The organism is Micromonospora sp. Mcm103, from assembly GCF_024519755.1.
Classification (GTDB): domain Bacteria; phylum Actinomycetota; class Actinomycetes; order Mycobacteriales; family Micromonosporaceae; genus Micromonospora; species Micromonospora aurantiaca.
Map to the genome: position 1 here is coordinate 1 of NZ_JALJRJ010000011.1, position 13,407 is coordinate 13,407.

Annotated in this window: 14 protein-coding genes; 7 read left to right on the plus strand and 7 right to left on the minus strand. The window is 72.3% G+C overall.

The window, feature by feature from the left end; genetic code table 11:
• Nucleotides 1-188: 188 nt before the first annotated feature.
• Together OC439_RS15385 and OC439_RS15390 are read right to left on the minus strand one after the other, a co-directional pair.
• Complete coding sequence (locus OC439_RS15385) at nt 189-605, minus strand: VOC family protein (RefSeq protein ID WP_262014009.1); 417 nt, start codon at nt 603-605, stop codon at nt 189-191.
• Nucleotides 581-1,153, minus strand: coding sequence for a cob(I)yrinic acid a,c-diamide adenosyltransferase (locus OC439_RS15390; protein WP_013475364.1), 573 nt, complete (start codon nt 1,151-1,153; stop codon nt 581-583). The genes OC439_RS15385 and OC439_RS15390 overlap by 25 nt, the downstream gene beginning before the upstream one ends.
• Here OC439_RS15390 and murA point away from each other — a divergent pair.
• Nucleotides 1,152-2,573: a UDP-N-acetylglucosamine 1-carboxyvinyltransferase gene (gene murA / locus OC439_RS15395; protein WP_262014010.1), complete on the plus strand. Its 1,422-nt coding sequence runs from the start codon at nt 1,152-1,154 to the stop codon at nt 2,571-2,573. The genes OC439_RS15390 and murA overlap by 2 nt on opposite strands.
• Nucleotides 2,574-2,642: 69 nt before the next feature.
• A complete protein-coding gene (locus OC439_RS15400) occupies nt 2,643-3,491 on the plus strand; it encodes a 3-hydroxyacyl-CoA dehydrogenase family protein (RefSeq protein ID WP_262014011.1) in 849 nt (282 codons plus the stop codon).
• A gap of 57 nt (nt 3,492-3,548) precedes the next feature.
• On the opposite strand, the gene OC439_RS15405 is transcribed toward OC439_RS15400, so the two are convergent.
• From OC439_RS15405 to OC439_RS15415, 3 genes are all read right to left on the minus strand, one after another.
• The gene (locus tag OC439_RS15405) at nt 3,549-4,358 is read right to left on the minus strand and encodes an alpha/beta hydrolase (protein ID WP_262014012.1); all 810 of its coding nucleotides are present in this window, start codon (nt 4,356-4,358) and stop codon (nt 3,549-3,551) included.
• Between the two features lie 86 nt (nt 4,359-4,444).
• A complete protein-coding gene (locus OC439_RS15410) occupies nt 4,445-5,290 on the minus strand; it encodes an ABC transporter permease (protein ID WP_210893836.1) in 846 nt (281 codons plus the stop codon).
• Nucleotides 5,287-6,135 (minus strand): ABC transporter ATP-binding protein, encoded by an 849-nt coding sequence (locus OC439_RS15415; RefSeq protein ID WP_262014013.1) that lies wholly within the window; start codon nt 6,133-6,135, stop codon nt 5,287-5,289. The genes OC439_RS15410 and OC439_RS15415 overlap by 4 nt, the downstream gene beginning before the upstream one ends.
• Before the next feature lie 86 nt (nt 6,136-6,221).
• Here OC439_RS15415 and OC439_RS15420 point away from each other — a divergent pair, with 86 nt between their 5' ends.
• The 4 genes from OC439_RS15420 to OC439_RS15435 all read left to right on the plus strand — a co-directional run bounded on the left by OC439_RS15420 (nt 6,222) and on the right by OC439_RS15435 (nt 11,678).
• A complete protein-coding gene (locus OC439_RS15420) occupies nt 6,222-6,746 on the plus strand; it encodes a PadR family transcriptional regulator (RefSeq protein ID WP_091422661.1) in 525 nt (174 codons plus the stop codon).
• On the plus strand, nt 6,743-7,423 hold the full coding sequence (locus tag OC439_RS15425; protein WP_262014014.1) for an ABC transporter ATP-binding protein: 681 nt from the start codon (nt 6,743-6,745) through the stop codon (nt 7,421-7,423). The genes OC439_RS15420 and OC439_RS15425 overlap by 4 nt, the downstream gene beginning before the upstream one ends.
• Entirely contained in the window at nt 7,420-9,573 is a 2,154-nt protein-coding gene (locus OC439_RS15430) for an FtsX-like permease family protein (RefSeq protein ID WP_262014015.1), read from the plus strand. The genes OC439_RS15425 and OC439_RS15430 overlap by 4 nt, the downstream gene beginning before the upstream one ends.
• 101 nt (nt 9,574-9,674) lie before the next feature.
• Nucleotides 9,675-11,678, plus strand: coding sequence for a protein meaA (locus tag OC439_RS15435; RefSeq protein WP_262014016.1), 2,004 nt, complete (start codon nt 9,675-9,677; stop codon nt 11,676-11,678).
• A gap of 17 nt (nt 11,679-11,695) precedes the next feature.
• Here the strand turns inward: OC439_RS15435 and OC439_RS15440 are convergent, their stop codons facing one another.
• Nucleotides 11,696-11,992 (minus strand): DUF1540 domain-containing protein, encoded by a 297-nt coding sequence (locus tag OC439_RS15440; protein WP_043328704.1) that lies wholly within the window; start codon nt 11,990-11,992, stop codon nt 11,696-11,698.
• Nucleotides 11,993-12,051: 59 nt separating this feature from the next.
• Nucleotides 12,052-12,669, minus strand: coding sequence for a DUF4126 domain-containing protein (locus tag OC439_RS15445; protein ID WP_262014017.1), 618 nt, complete (start codon nt 12,667-12,669; stop codon nt 12,052-12,054).
• Between the two features lie 71 nt (nt 12,670-12,740).
• Here OC439_RS15445 and nucS point away from each other — a divergent pair, with 71 nt between their 5' ends.
• Nucleotides 12,741-13,400, plus strand: coding sequence for an endonuclease NucS (gene nucS / locus OC439_RS15450; RefSeq protein WP_030503891.1), 660 nt, complete (start codon nt 12,741-12,743; stop codon nt 13,398-13,400).
• The last annotated feature ends 7 nt before the right edge of the window (nt 13,401-13,407 follow it).

The following is a 13,407-nucleotide window of genomic DNA, read 5'->3' on the forward strand; positions in this document are numbered from 1 at the left end:
ACGGCTGGCAGGACATGCCGCTGACCAAGGCCGCCCAGACCGTCCAGGTGTCGGCCTACCCCGACCACTACGCCCAGTGGGAACAGCAGGCCGCCGACCTCGTCGCCCAGCACTGGAACAGCTAAGACGAACAAGTAACAGACACAAGCTGAAGGCCGGCACCCCGAACCAACGGGGTGCCGGCCTTTTCACGTCTCCGCGACCAGCTCGACCTCGTACCCCTGCCCGTCGGTGAGGTACGCGGCGTAGCTGTCGGGGCCGCCGGCGTACGGGTGCCGGTCCGGGAACAGCAGCGTCCAGCCGTACTCTCCGGCGGCAGTGACCAGCCGCTCGACGGCGGCCGGCGGGCCGGCGTGGAAGGCCAGGTGGTTCAGGCCGGGCGCGCGCCTGTCGTGGGTGCGGCCGGTGAGCGCGGGTGACTCCTCCAGCACGATGTAGGTCGCGCCGAGCCGCCAGGAGCGGCCGGCGGGCCAGTCCTGGTAGAGCGTCCAGCCCAGCTCGCCGAGAAGCCAGCCCCAGGAACGACTGGCCGCCGCCAGGTCGGGTACCCAGACCTCCACGTGATGGAGGCCGCCGATGGTCAGCGCTTCCCGCCCGGTACCCATAGCACGTCGCCGTCCGGATTTGCCGTTCTTGACAGGATAAAGAGCAAATCGGAGAGCCGGTTGAGATACTTTGCCGGGAGGGGACTGGTCCGATCGGGGTCGTGTGCGACCAGCGCCCATGCCGCACGCTCGGCGCGCCGGGCGGTCGTCCGTGCCACGTGCAGCAGTGCCGCACCAGCGGTGCCGCCGGGGAGGATGAAGGAGTCGAGCTTGCTCAGGCGCGCGTTGTACTCGTCGCACCAGCCCTCGAGGCGCTCGACGTACTCCTCGGTCACCCGCAGCGGCGGGTACTTCGGATCCGGTTCGACAGGCGTCGCCAGGTCCGCGCCGACGTCGAACATGTCGTTCTGCACGGACTCCAGCACGGCCCGCAGCTCGTCCGAGAGCTGCCCCAGGGCGAGCGCGACGCCGATCGAGGCGTTGCACTCGTCCACGTCCGCGTACGCGGCGATACGCGGATCGGTCTTCGGCACCTGCTCGTTGTTGCTCAGCCTGGTCATGCCGGCGTCGCCGGCCTTGGTGTAGATGCGCGTGAGGTGGACGGCCATGACGCACAGCCTACGGATACCGGACCTGACCATCCCGGCCCGGCCGAGCCCGGTGGGGCCGGGGGACGCGGGAGATCCGGCGGTCAACGACGTCGACGTCATCCGGGTACGCGGTGACGCCCGGCTCGCCGGCACCGTGCACGTGGTGGGTGCGAAGAACTCCGCGCTGAAACTGATGGCCGCCGCGCTCCTCGCGCCCGGCCGCAGCATGATCACCAACGTGCCCCGGATCACCGACATCGCGATCATGGGCGAGGTGCTGCGGCGGCTCGGCTGCGGCGTACGTTTCGGGCCGGACGACCCGGTCGACCCGATGGTGGCCCACGGCGGTGTGGCGCGGTCCCGCTCGGTGCTCATCGACGTGCCGGAGCAGCCGGGCGCGGAGGCCGACTACGACCTGGTCCGGCGGCTGCGCGCGTCGATCTGCGTGCTGGGTCCGCTGCTGGCCCGCCGGGGGTACGTCCGGGTGGCGCACCCGGGCGGCGACGCCATCGGCTCGCGCGGCCTGGACATGCACATCGCCGGGCTGGCCCGGATGGGCGCGGAGATCTCCGGTGAGCACGGCTTCGTCATCGCCGAGGCGCCGGGCGGCCTGCACGGCGCCGACATCGTGCTGGACTTCCCGAGCGTGGGCGCGACCGAGAACCTGGTGATGGCGGCGGTGCTGGCCCGGGGCGCCACGACTATCGACAACGCGGCCCGGGAGCCGGAGATCGTCGACATCTGCACGATGCTGAACCGGATGGGCGCCCGGATCGAAGGGGCCGGCACGTCGACGCTGCACATCGTCGGCGTACCCGAGCTGCGCCCGGTCCGGCACGCCACGGTGGGGGACCGGATCGTGGCCGGCACCTGGGCGTTCGCCGCCGCGATGACCCGTGGGGACGTGACGGTGACGGGCCTGGACCCGGCGTACCTGGAGGTCGCGCTGGACAAGCTGGTCGCGGCCGGCGGCCTGGTGGAGACCCGGGGCGACGCCTTCCGGGTACGCATGGACGACCGCCCGAGGGCGGTCGACGTGGTCACGCTGCCCTATCCGGGCTTCGCCACCGACCTGCTGCCGATGGCGATCGGGCTGGCGGCGGTCAGCGAGGGCGGCTCGCTGATCACCGAGAACATCTTCGACGGCCGGTTCATGTTCGCCAACGAGATGATGCGGCTCGGCGCGGAGATCCGTACCGACGGTCACCACGCCCTGGTGTGCGGCCGGGAGCGGCTGTCCGGCGCCCCGGTACGCGCCACCGACATCCGGGCCGGCGCCGGCCTGATCATCGCCGGGCTCTGTGCCGACGGCCTGACCGAGGTCTCGCACGTGCACCACGTCGACAGGGGCTACCCGGACTTCGTGGCGGACCTGCGGGCACTCGGCGTCGAGGTGGAGCGCGGCACCGCGCCGGAGGAGCCGGACCTGGCCATCTGACAGCCGGGGCTTATCCCTCGTTAAGTAGGGTTCTCCCAGACGTTGCAGAACACGGCGAGGGAGAAGCAGATGGCGGGTCGACTCGCGGTCGTCGGTGCCGGGCTGATGGGCTCGGGCATCGCCCAGGTGGCGGCGCAGGCGGGCTGGCAGGTGACGCTGCGCGACATCGACGACGCGGCCACGAAGCGCGGTGTGGACGGCATCCGGAAGTCGCTGACGAAGTTCGCCGAGAAGGGCAAGATCGAGGCGTCCGACGTCGAGGCGACGCTGGGCCGGATCACCCCGACCACTGACCTGGAGGCCGCCGCCGACGCGGACATCGTGGTCGAGGCGGTCTTCGAGAAGATCGAGATCAAGCACGAGGTGTTCCGCGCGCTCGACAAGATCTGCAAGTCGGACGCGGTGCTCGCCACCAACACGTCGGCCATCCCGGTGACCCAGATCGCCACCGCCACCGAGCGCCCGGAGTCGGTAGTCGGCACGCACTTCTTCTCGCCGGTGCCGATGATGAAGCTCTGCGAGCTGGTACGCGGCTACAAGACGAGCGACGCGACGATGGACACGGTCAAGTCGTTCGCCGAGGGGATCGGCAAGACCGTGGTGGTGGTCAACCGGGACATCGCCGGTTTCGTCACCACCCGGCTGATCTGCGCGCTGGCGATGGAGGCGGTCAAGCTCGTCGAGTCCGGCGTGATCTCCGCCGAGGACCTGGACACCGCCTGCAAGCTGGGCTTCGGCCACGCCATGGGCCCGCTCGCCACTGTCGACCTGACCGGCGTGGACGTGCTGCTCAACGCCACCCGCAACATCTACACCGACACCGCCGACGAGAAGTTCTTCCCGCCGGAGCTGCTCCAGCGCATGGCCACCGCCGGTGACCTGGGCCGCAAGACCGGCCAGGGCTTCTACTCGTACTGACCGGCCCGTCCCGCCCCCGGCCCGCGCGGCCGGGGGCGGTTCACGTCCGGTGCCGGTTCACGTCCGGGGTGGGCTGAGCGCGGCGCCGATCAGCGCGAACGCGTCCGGGATCACGGTGCCCCAGTAGCCGAAGTTGTGCCGCCCGTCGGCCCAGGCGGCGCGTACCGGCTCCTCGGGCAGCACCCGGGCCAGCGCACGGACGTCGGAGAGGAAGTTGTCCTGCCGCCCGCACCAGAGCCCGACCGGGGTGCCGCGCAGCTTCTCCACGTCGGTGAAGACCGCGTCGCCGGGGCTCACCGCGGGGGAGAAGGCCGCCGCCATCCGCAGCCACTTCGGGTACGTCTCGGCGAGCAGCAAGGCGCCGAAGCCCCCCATCGACCAGCCCCACACGGCCAGCCGGCTGCTGTCGAACCCGCGCCGGGCGCACCAGGTGGGCACCTCCTCGCGCACCATCCGCTGCGGGTCGTCGTCACCGGCGGCGCGCCAGGACAGCCGCCCGCCGGTGGCGCCCGCGAGCGCGAACGGCGGGGCGCCCCGGCGTACCGCGTCGGTGAGGAAGCGGGCCAGCCCGAACCGGCCGTAGTCGCGCGGGGTGGCCGACGCGCCGTGCAGCACCAGGCAGACGGGCAGGCCGCGGCCGTCGCCGTACCCCTCGGGGACCGCCGTCCAGAAGTCCACCTCGCGGCCGCGCGCGCCGGACGCGATGCGGATCAGCCGCTCGTCGCCGGGCGGGGCGTCCGGCAGGGCCGGCGCCGGTCCCGGGCGGGGGCCGGAGAGCTGCCTGGCGGCGAGGCCGCCGACCATCACGGCGCCGGCCACGCCGGCGGCGGCGCCGAGCAGGGTACGCCGGGTCAGCGTCGATGCCATGCGGGCGAGTGTGCCACCGCCAGGCGCGCGTTAAGAAGGGGCCCTTCCTCTACCGCAGGCGTTAAGAGGGGGCCCTTCCTTACACCTCAGCCGTCGCGCTTGGTGGTCCAGCGGAACGTGGTCAGGCAGAGCACCAGGCCGATGACGCACCAGGCGCCCAGCACCAGCGCGACGGTGCCCAGCTCGAACGAGCCGCCCGGCTCCCGGGCGCCGAAGCTGTCCGGCAGGAAGACCGAGCGCAGCCCCTGGCACATCCACTTGAGCGGGAAGATCGCCGCGACCTGCTGCATCCAGGTGGGCAGGCTGGTGAAGACGAAGAACACGCCGGAGATGAACTGGAGCACCAGCGCGACCGGGGTGACCACCGCCGAGCCGCTGCGCGCGGTGCGGGCCAGCGACGAGATGGCGATGCCGCAGAGCGTGCAGGCGGTGACGCCGAGGACGGAGACCCAGGCGAACGTCAGCCACTTGGTGGTGGTCTGCGGCAGGTCCAGGTCGAACATCGCCACCGAGACGGCGAGCAGCAGCACGGTCTCGGCGATGCCGATGACCACCACCATGATCACCTTGCCGGCGAACCAGACCCACTTCGGCATCGGCGTACCGCGGTAGCGCTTGAGCACGCCCCGGTCCCGCTCGATTGGGATCCAGATGCCGAGGTTCTGGAAGCTGACTGTCATCAGGCCGGTCGCGATCATGCCGGTGATGAAGTACTGCGTGTAGCTGACCCCGGGCGCGATCTCGTCGCTGAAGATCGCCGCGAAGATCAGGATCATGATGATCGGGAAGCCCATCGTGAACACGACGGACTCCCGGCTGCGCAGGAACTGGGTGATCTCCAGCCGCCCCTGGCGCAGCGCCAGCGCGCCCGCGCCGGGCCGCCGGGCCGCGGCGGCGGTGACCGGAGCCGCGGGGTTCGTCGTGGTGGTCATGAGTGTCCGATCATCCGCAGGTAGACGTCTTCCAGGGTCGGCCGGGTCACGGTCAGGCCCGGTACCTCGCCGCCGAAGTACGCGGCCAGGTCGTGCACCAGGGCCGTCGGGGTCGCGGTCTCCCTCGATCCCGGCGTGCCGTCGGGGTTGATCCAGGAGACGCTCGCCAGCGCCTCCTGCCGGTTGCCCAGCCGGTTGGGCGGCGCGACCTCGATCACCCGTCCGGCGGCGATCACGCCGACCCGGTCGGCGAGCGCCTCGGCCTCGTCCAGGTAGTGGGTGGTGAGCACGATCGTGGTGCCGGCGGCGGACAGGTCCCGGATCAGCTCCCAGAACTCGCGCCGGGCCTCCGGGTCGAAGCCGGTGGTCGGCTCGTCGAGGAAGAGCAGCTCGGGGCGGCCGATGATGCCCAGCGCCACGTCCAGGCGGCGCTTCTGCCCGCCGGAGAGCGTGTGCGTACGGGCCTTGGCCTTGGCGCCCAGCCCGACCCGCTCGACCACCTTGTCCGGGTCGTCGGCGCCCGGGTAGAAGCCGGAGAAGTGCCGGACCACCTCGATGACGCTGAGCTCGTCGAACTCGCCGGTGCCCTGAAGCACGATGCCGACCCGGGAGCGCCAGCCGGCGTCCGGGTGGGCCGGGTCCGCGCCGAGGACGCGTACCTCGCCCGCGTCGCGCTGCCGGTAGCCCTCCAGGATCTCGACCGTTGTGGTCTTGCCGGCGCCGTTGGGGCCGAGTAGGGCGAACACCTCGCCCCGGCGGACGTCCAGGTCCACCGACGCGACGGCGACGTTGTCGCCGTACGCCTTGCGCAGCCCTCGCACGGAAATCGCGAGCTCGTTCTCCATGACGTCAAGTGTGCGTCGTGCGGTAGCCCGTTCCACTGCCGGGTCAGCTATATACGCGAGGTATACACTCGGTGTAGTCTCTGGTCATGACGGTTCCCCTGACCCTGCTCGGCCTGCTCGAACGCGAACCGAGCCACGGCTACGACCTCAAGCGCGACTACGACACCTTCTTCGGACGCGGCAAGCCGCTGCCGTACGGGCAGGTCTACTCGACGCTGAGCCGGCTGGCCCGCGACGGCAAGGTGGTGGTCGGCGACGTCGCTCCCGGCGCCGGGCCGGACCGCAAGCGCTACGTCATCACCGACGTGGGCGCCACCGAGGTGGAGCACTGGCTGACCGAGCCGGTCGAACCGGAACCACACCTGCAGACCCTGTTGTTCACCAAGGTCGTGCTCGCGCTGATGCTCGACCGCCCGGCCGAGGAGTACCTGGACACCCAGCGCGCCGCGCACCTGCGCCGGATGCGCGAACTCACCGAGATCAAGCGCAGCGGCGAACTCGTCGACGTGATGCTGGCCGACCACGGCCTCTACCACCTCGAGGCGGACCTGCGGTGGATCGAGACGACGGGCGCCCGGCTGGACGCCCTGCGAAAGGCGGTACGGCCATGAGCCCGATGATCGAGGCACGCGACGTCACGTACGCGTTCGGCGAGACACCCGCCCTGCGCGGCGCGAGCCTCGCCGTGGCCGCCGGTGAGGTCGTCGCCGTGATGGGACCGAGCGGTTCCGGCAAGTCGACGTTGCTGCACTGCCTGGCCGGCATCCTGCGCCCCGACTCCGGCGAGGTCCGGTTCGACGGCACCCGGATCGACACGCTCGGCGAGGCCGACCGCAGCGCGCTGCGCCGCGACAGCTTCGGCTTCGTCTTCCAGTTCGGCCAGCTCGTGCCGGAACTCACCGCGGCGGAGAACGTGGCGCTGCCGCTGCTGCTGCGCGGTGTCCGCCGCACTCCGGCGCTGCGCACCGCGCGGGGCTGGTTCGAGCGGCTCGGCCTGGCCGGCATGGAGCACCGCCGCTCGGGCGAACTGTCCGGCGGGCAGGCCCAGCGGGTCGCGCTGGCCCGCGGCCTGGTCGCCGAGCCCCGGGTGCTGTTCGCCGACGAGCCCACCGGCGCGCTCGACTCGCTCACCGGCGAGGAGGTGATGACGCTGCTGGTGGAGGCCGCCCGCGAGAAGGGCACCACTGTCGTCCTGGTGACGCACGAGGCGCGCATCGCGGCGTACGCCGACCGGGAGGTCATGGTGCGGGACGGCCGGGTCAACGCCCCCGCCGGGGTCGCCTCGTGATCGGGCTCGCGCTCCGGCTCGCCGTCGCCGGTGGCCGGGAGGCGCTGGTCCGGCTGGTCGCCATCGCCGCCGCCGTCGCGGTCGGCACCGGCCTGCTGCTCACCACGCTCGCCGGTGTGAACGCCACCGACGCCCAGCTCACCCGCTACGCGTCGATGTACCCGCAGGAGACGGCGGGCGGGTCCGCCGACCCGCTGCTGTGGTCGACCCGGTTTGACTACTTCCGGGGCGATCAGATCGTTCGCATCGACGTCGCCGCCACCGGTCCGGACGCGCCCACGCCGATCGGCGTCCCCCGCGCGCCGGGACCCGGCGAGTACTACGCCTCCCCGGCGCTGCGCAAGCTGCTGGCCACCACCCCCGCCGACCAGCTCGCCGACCGCTACCCGGGCCGGGACCTCGGCGTCGTCGGGCCGGCGGCGCTCACCTCGCCGGACACCCTGCTCGTCCTGGTCGGCGGCACCCCGGAGCAGGTCGGGAAGCTGGACCAGGTTCGCAAGGTCACCCGGCTCGACGACAACCGGGCTCCGCTGCCTAGGGCGGCGATCGACCTCATCCTCGGCGTGGCCGCGGGCGGACTGCTGTTTCCCGTACTCGTCTTCATCGGCACGGCGACCCGGCTCGGCGCTGCCCGCCGGGAGCAGCGGTTCGCCGCGATGCGACTGGTCGGGGCCACGCCCCGGCAGATCTCGGCGGTCGCGGCCGTCGAGGCCGCGCTCGCGGCGGTGGCCGGCGCGGCGGCCGGCTTCGCGGTGTTCTTCGCGTTCCGCGGGCAGCTCGCCGGCATCCCGTTCACCGGCATGCCGTTCTTCCCCGGCGACATGGCCATCGGCGCGCCGGAGGCCCTCCTGGTGGCGCTCGGCGTGCCGGCGGGCGCGGCGGCCGCGGCCTGGGTCGCGCTGCGCCGGGTCCGGATCTCCCCACTCGGTGTCAGCCGCCGCGTCACACCCCGGCCGCCCCGGGTGTACCGGCTGATTCCGCTCGCGCTCGGCCTGGCCGGGCTGGGCTTCGCCCTGGTGTACCGGCCGCCCACGTCGGACGGGCAGACCGCGCTGTTCCTGCCCGCGCTGCTGCTGGTCATGGTCGGCCTGCTCACCGGCGGCCCGTGGCTGACCATGGTCGGTGCCCGGGCGATGGCCGCCCGGGCCAACCGGCCGGCCGCGTTGATCGCCGCGCGCCGGCTCGCCGACAACCCGTCCGCCGGGTTCCGGGCGGTGAGCGGCGTGATGCTCGCGCTGTTCGTCACGACGGTGGCCGTGGGCGTGATGGGGACGATCACGTATGAGCGCGGTCCGGCGCCCCGGGGGTCGCTGGAGGCCGGCCGGCTGTCGATGGTCCTCACCGACGACCCGCCCGTGCCGGGCACGCTGCTGGCCGACCTCGCCGCGACTCCCGGCGTCCGCAACCCGGTGCTCGTCCGGGAGAACCCGGTACGCGGTGACGGCCGCGACTCCGGGGTGATCGCCTGTGCGGACATCCCGCCCGCGTACGGGCGGTGCGCCGCCGGGGCGAGCGTCGCTGAGGTGCCGCCGGACCTGATCCCCTGGCGGGAGTCCGCCTCGGCCGACCGGATCTGGCCGTCGTCCCCGGTGGACCCGGCTGCCCTCGCGGGACTCCCGGCGGGTTCGGTGGCGGTCGAGGCGGAGGATCCGGTCGCGGTGGAGCGGGCCCGGACGGTCCTCGAAGCCGCGTTCCCGACGTTCTACGTGGCGCCGAACGTGCCCGGCGACTTCGAGGCCGACTTCGCCGACACCATGCGGGGCTGGCAGCGGCTGGCCGACCTCGTCGTGGTGGCCGGTCTCGTGCTCGCCGGGTGCAGCCTGGCCGTGGCCGTGGCGGCCGGCCTCAGCGAACGGAAACGGCCGTTCAGCCTGCTGCGGCTCAGTGGCGCTCCGGTACGGCTGCTGCGCCGGGTGGTAGCAGTGGAGAGCACGGTGCCGCTGTTGACCGTCGCCGTGGTCGCGGTCGGGATGGGACTGGCCGCCGCGCACCTGTTCCTGCGCGCGCAGATGCAGTACGACCTGCGCGTACCGGGGATCGGGTTCGCCGCTGTGGTGGCCCTCGGCGTGCTGGGCTGTCTCGCGGTCATCGCGGCCACGCTGCCGCTGCTGGAACGGATCACCGGCCCGGAGACCGCCCGCAGCGAATGACCCGTACGGTGGGCCGGCCGCACGCCGGCCCACCGACGCGGGCATCGGGTTGTGTGGTTTTCCACACTCTCTTTTACTGAACGGTAACTTAAACTCCGGCCATGGACGACGCGATGCCGGGACGGCTGCCCGAGCGGGACCGCCCGTGGGTGATGCGCACGTACGCCGGGCACTCCTCCGCCGCGGCCACCAACGCGCTCTTCCGCCGCAACCTGGCGAAGGGGCAGACCGGCCTGTCGGTCGCCTTCGACCTGCCCACCCAGACCGGGTACGACCCGGACCACGAGCTGGCCTCCGGCGAGGTGGGCCGGGTCGGCGTGCCGGTGTCGCACCTGGGCGACATGCGGGCGCTGTTCCAGGGCATCCCGCTCGCCGAGATGAACACCTCGATGACCATCAACGCTCCGGCGATGTGGCTGCTCGGCCTCTACGGCACCGTCGCCGCCGAGCAGGGCGCCGAGCTGAGCCGCTGCGCCGGCACCACGCAGAACGACATCATCAAGGAGTACCTGTCCCGGGGGACGTACATCTTCCCGCCGGCGGCCTCGCTGCGGCTGACCGCCGACATCATCGCGTACACGCTGCGTGAAATGCCCCGGTGGAACCCGGTGAACATCTGCTCGTACCACCTCCAGGAGGCCGGGGCCACGCCGGTGCAGGAGGTCGGCTTCGCGCTCGCCACCGCCGTCGCCGTGCTCGACACCGTCCGTGACTCCGGCCAGGTGCCGCCCGAGCGGATGGGCGACGTGGTCCAGCGGATCTCGTTCTTCGTCAACGCCGGGGTGCGCTTCGTCGAGGAGATCGCCAAGATGCGCGCGTTCGGCGCGCTCTGGGACGAGATCACCCGCGACCGCTACGGCGTGGCGGACCCGAAGCAACGCCGGTTCCGCTACGGCGTCCAGGTCAACTCGCTGGGCCTGACCGAGGCGCAGCCGGAGAACAACATCCAGCGCATCGTGCTGGAGATGCTCGGCGTCACGCTGTCCCGCGACGCCCGCGCCCGGGCCGTGCAGCTGCCCGCCTGGAACGAGGCGCTCGGCCTGCCCCGCCCGTGGGACCAGCAGTGGTCGCTGCGCATGCAGCAGGTGCTGGCGTACGAGTCGGACCTGCTGGAGTACCCGGACCTGTTCGCCGGCTCGCACGTGATGACCGCGCTCGTCGACGAGATCGTCTCCGGTGCCCGCGTCGAGCTGGAGAAGGTGCTGGAGATGGGCGGCGTGGTCACCGCCGTCGAGACCGGTTACCTGAAGAGCGCGCTGGTGGCCTCGCTCGCCGACCGGCGCCGCCGGATGGAGTCCGGCTCGGACGTCGTGGTCGGCGTCAACCGGTTCACCGAGACCGAGCCGTCGCCGCTGACCGCTGCGGGTGCCGAGGCGGTCGAGCAGGTGGACCCGGCCGTCGAGGAGGCGGCCACCGACGGCGTACGCCGGTGGCGGGCCGACCGGGACGCGGCGGCCGTCGAGGCGGCGCTGGACCGGCTGCGTGCCGACGCCGCCACCACGGCGAACCTGATGCCCGCGACGCTGGACTGCGTGCGGGCCGGTGTCACCACCGGCGAGTGGGCGGGCGCGCTGCGCCAGGTGTACGGCGAGTACCGCGCGCCGACCGGCCTGGCCGGTGCGGTCGGGACAGCCGGTGACGCCACCCTTGCCGGGGTCCGGGAGCGGGTCGCCGCGACCGCCCGGGAGCTGGGCAGCGGCCGGCTGCGGCTGCTGGTCGGCAAGCCGGGGCTGGACGGGCACTCGAACGGCGCGGAGCAGATCGCGGTACGCGCCCGTGACGCCGGCTTCGAGGTGGTCTACCAGGGCATCCGGCTGACCGCCGGGCAGATCGTGGCGGCGGCGGTGGAGGAGGACGTCGACCTGGTCGGCCTCTCCGTGCTGTCCGGCTCGCACCTGGCCGCCGTACCGGCGGTGCTGGACGGGTTGCGCGCGGCCGGGCGGGGCGACCTGCCGGTGGTGGTGGGCGGGATCATCCCGGCCGCCGACGCCGACGCGCTGCGGGCAGCCGGGGTGGCCCGGGTGTTCACGCCGAAGGACTTCGCGCTCACCGGCATCATCGACGAGCTGGTGACAGTGATCCGCGAGGCCAACGCGCTGAGCTGAACGCCCTCGCGGGTGGGTCAGCGGCTCTGGTAGGTCATGCAGTCGGCCATGTCCATGTCCGGGCCGACGGTGATGGCCGGGGCGTGACACTCCAGGTCGGCGTTGTGCCGGCAGTCGGCGCGCGAGCACGCGCCGACCTGGGCCACCAACTGGTCGAGACCACCACGCACCGGCATCTCCACGAACGTGTGGCAGTGCGCGTGGTCGCTGCTGCCGATCGTGATGGCGAACGCGTGACAGTCGTTCGTGTGGTTGTAGGCGCAGGACCGGACGGCGCACTCCTGGACCCGGGGCATCTCCAACGACGCGGTCATCTCCCGTACCTCCTTGGGTGTCTTGCCCCGATTTTAGAGGTTTCGGGAGTCGGCGCGGGTCAGACGCGGAAGCCGGCCGCGCGGGCAGCGGCGCGCTCGCGGCGCCGCTCCCGGCGGCGGCGGAACAGCCACGGTACGAAGAACACCAGGGCGACCAGAAACACCAGCACCAGCACCGGCAGCAGCAGCGCCACCACCGACATGACCACGCTCGTCGCGTCCTCGGCGGTGCTGGCCACCGGCGCGCCCACCCCGGCGGTGGTCGCGTTGATGACCGGCCGGGCGACGGCCTTGAGCAGGTGTACGCCGAGCGCGATCAGTACGCCGACCACCACCGGCACCCACTGGTGGGTGGAGAAGAACGTGTCCGGGTCGCTCACGGTGACCGTCTCCGAGCCGGCGCCCGCGCCGAACGCGAGCCCGCCCGCGGTCGGCCGGACCACCGTCTGCACCACGTCGTTGACGTGGTCGACCACCGGCACCTTGTCGGCCACCACCTCGACCGCGAGCAGGACGGCGAGGATCAGCACCACCCAGCCGTTGCCGAGCCACTGCCAGCCGCTCGGCAGCTCGACCAGATCGGTGTAGCGGGACAGCAGCCCCATCAGCAGCAGCGGGATGTAGGCGTTCAGGCCCGCCGAGGCGGCCAGACCGGAACCGGTGAGGACTTCGAGCACGATCTCAATATGGCACCGGTACGCCAGTGGCGCTCGTCGGCGTCCGCCGGGGCCTCGGCTACCCTCGGCGGGTGCGGTTGGTGATTGCGAAGTGCTCGGTGGACTACGTCGGACGGCTCTCGGCCCACCTACCCCCGGCGACCCGGTTGCTGATGGTGAAGGCGGACGGGTCGGTGTCGATCCACGCGGACGACCGGGCCTACAAGCCGTTGAACTGGATGAGCCCGCCCTGCCGGCTGGAGGAGGCGCCGGGCGTCTGGCGGGTGGTGAACAAGGCCGGCGAGGAACTGCGCATCACCCTGGAGGAGATCTTCCAGGACACCTCGTACGAGCTGGGCGTGGACCCGGGCCTGCGCAAGGACGGCGTCGAGGCGCACCTGCAGGAGCTGCTCGCCGCGAACCCGGAGACGCTGGGGGAGGGCTTCACGCTGGTCCGGCGCGAGTACATGACCGCGATCGGGCCGGTCGACCTGCTCTGCCGGGACGCGGTCGGCGGCGCGGTGGCGGTCGAGGTGAAGCGGCGCGGCGAGATCGACGGCGTGGAGCAGCTCACCCGCTACCTGGAGCTGATGAACCGCGATCCGCTGCTCGCGCCGGTGGCCGGCGTGTTCGCCGCGCAGGAGATCAAGCCGCAGGCACGGGTACTCGCCACCGACCGGGGGATCCGGTGCGTGGTGGTCGACTACGACAAGCTGCGCGGCATCGAGCGCGACGAGCTGACGTTGTTCTGAGGCGTTG

Bases quoted from the DNA above. Each gene is read 5' to 3' on its own strand.
- OC439_RS15420 (WP_091422661.1), top strand. From the start codon at position 6,222: ATGACGGTTCCCCTGACCCTGCTCGGCCTGCTCGAACGCGAACCGAGC.
- murA (WP_262014010.1), top strand. From the start codon at position 1,152: ATGACGCACAGCCTACGGATACCGGACCTGACCATCCCGGCCCGGCCG.
- OC439_RS15415 (WP_262014013.1), bottom strand. From the start codon at position 6,135: ATGGAGAACGAGCTCGCGATTTCCGTGCGAGGGCTGCGCAAGGCGTAC.
- OC439_RS15435 (WP_262014016.1), top strand. From the start codon at position 9,675: ATGGACGACGCGATGCCGGGACGGCTGCCCGAGCGGGACCGCCCGTGG.
- OC439_RS15410 (WP_210893836.1), bottom strand. From the start codon at position 5,290: ATGACCACCACGACGAACCCCGCGGCTCCGGTCACCGCCGCCGCGGCC.
- OC439_RS15440 (WP_043328704.1), bottom strand. From the start codon at position 11,992: ATGACCGCGTCGTTGGAGATGCCCCGGGTCCAGGAGTGCGCCGTCCGG.
- OC439_RS15405 (WP_262014012.1), bottom strand. From the start codon at position 4,358: ATGGCATCGACGCTGACCCGGCGTACCCTGCTCGGCGCCGCCGCCGGC.
- OC439_RS15400 (WP_262014011.1), top strand. From the start codon at position 2,643: ATGGCGGGTCGACTCGCGGTCGTCGGTGCCGGGCTGATGGGCTCGGGC.
- OC439_RS15390 (WP_013475364.1), bottom strand. From the start codon at position 1,153: ATGGCCGTCCACCTCACGCGCATCTACACCAAGGCCGGCGACGCCGGC.
- OC439_RS15385 (WP_262014009.1), bottom strand. From the start codon at position 605: ATGGGTACCGGGCGGGAAGCGCTGACCATCGGCGGCCTCCATCACGTG.
- OC439_RS15425 (WP_262014014.1), top strand. From the start codon at position 6,743: ATGAGCCCGATGATCGAGGCACGCGACGTCACGTACGCGTTCGGCGAG.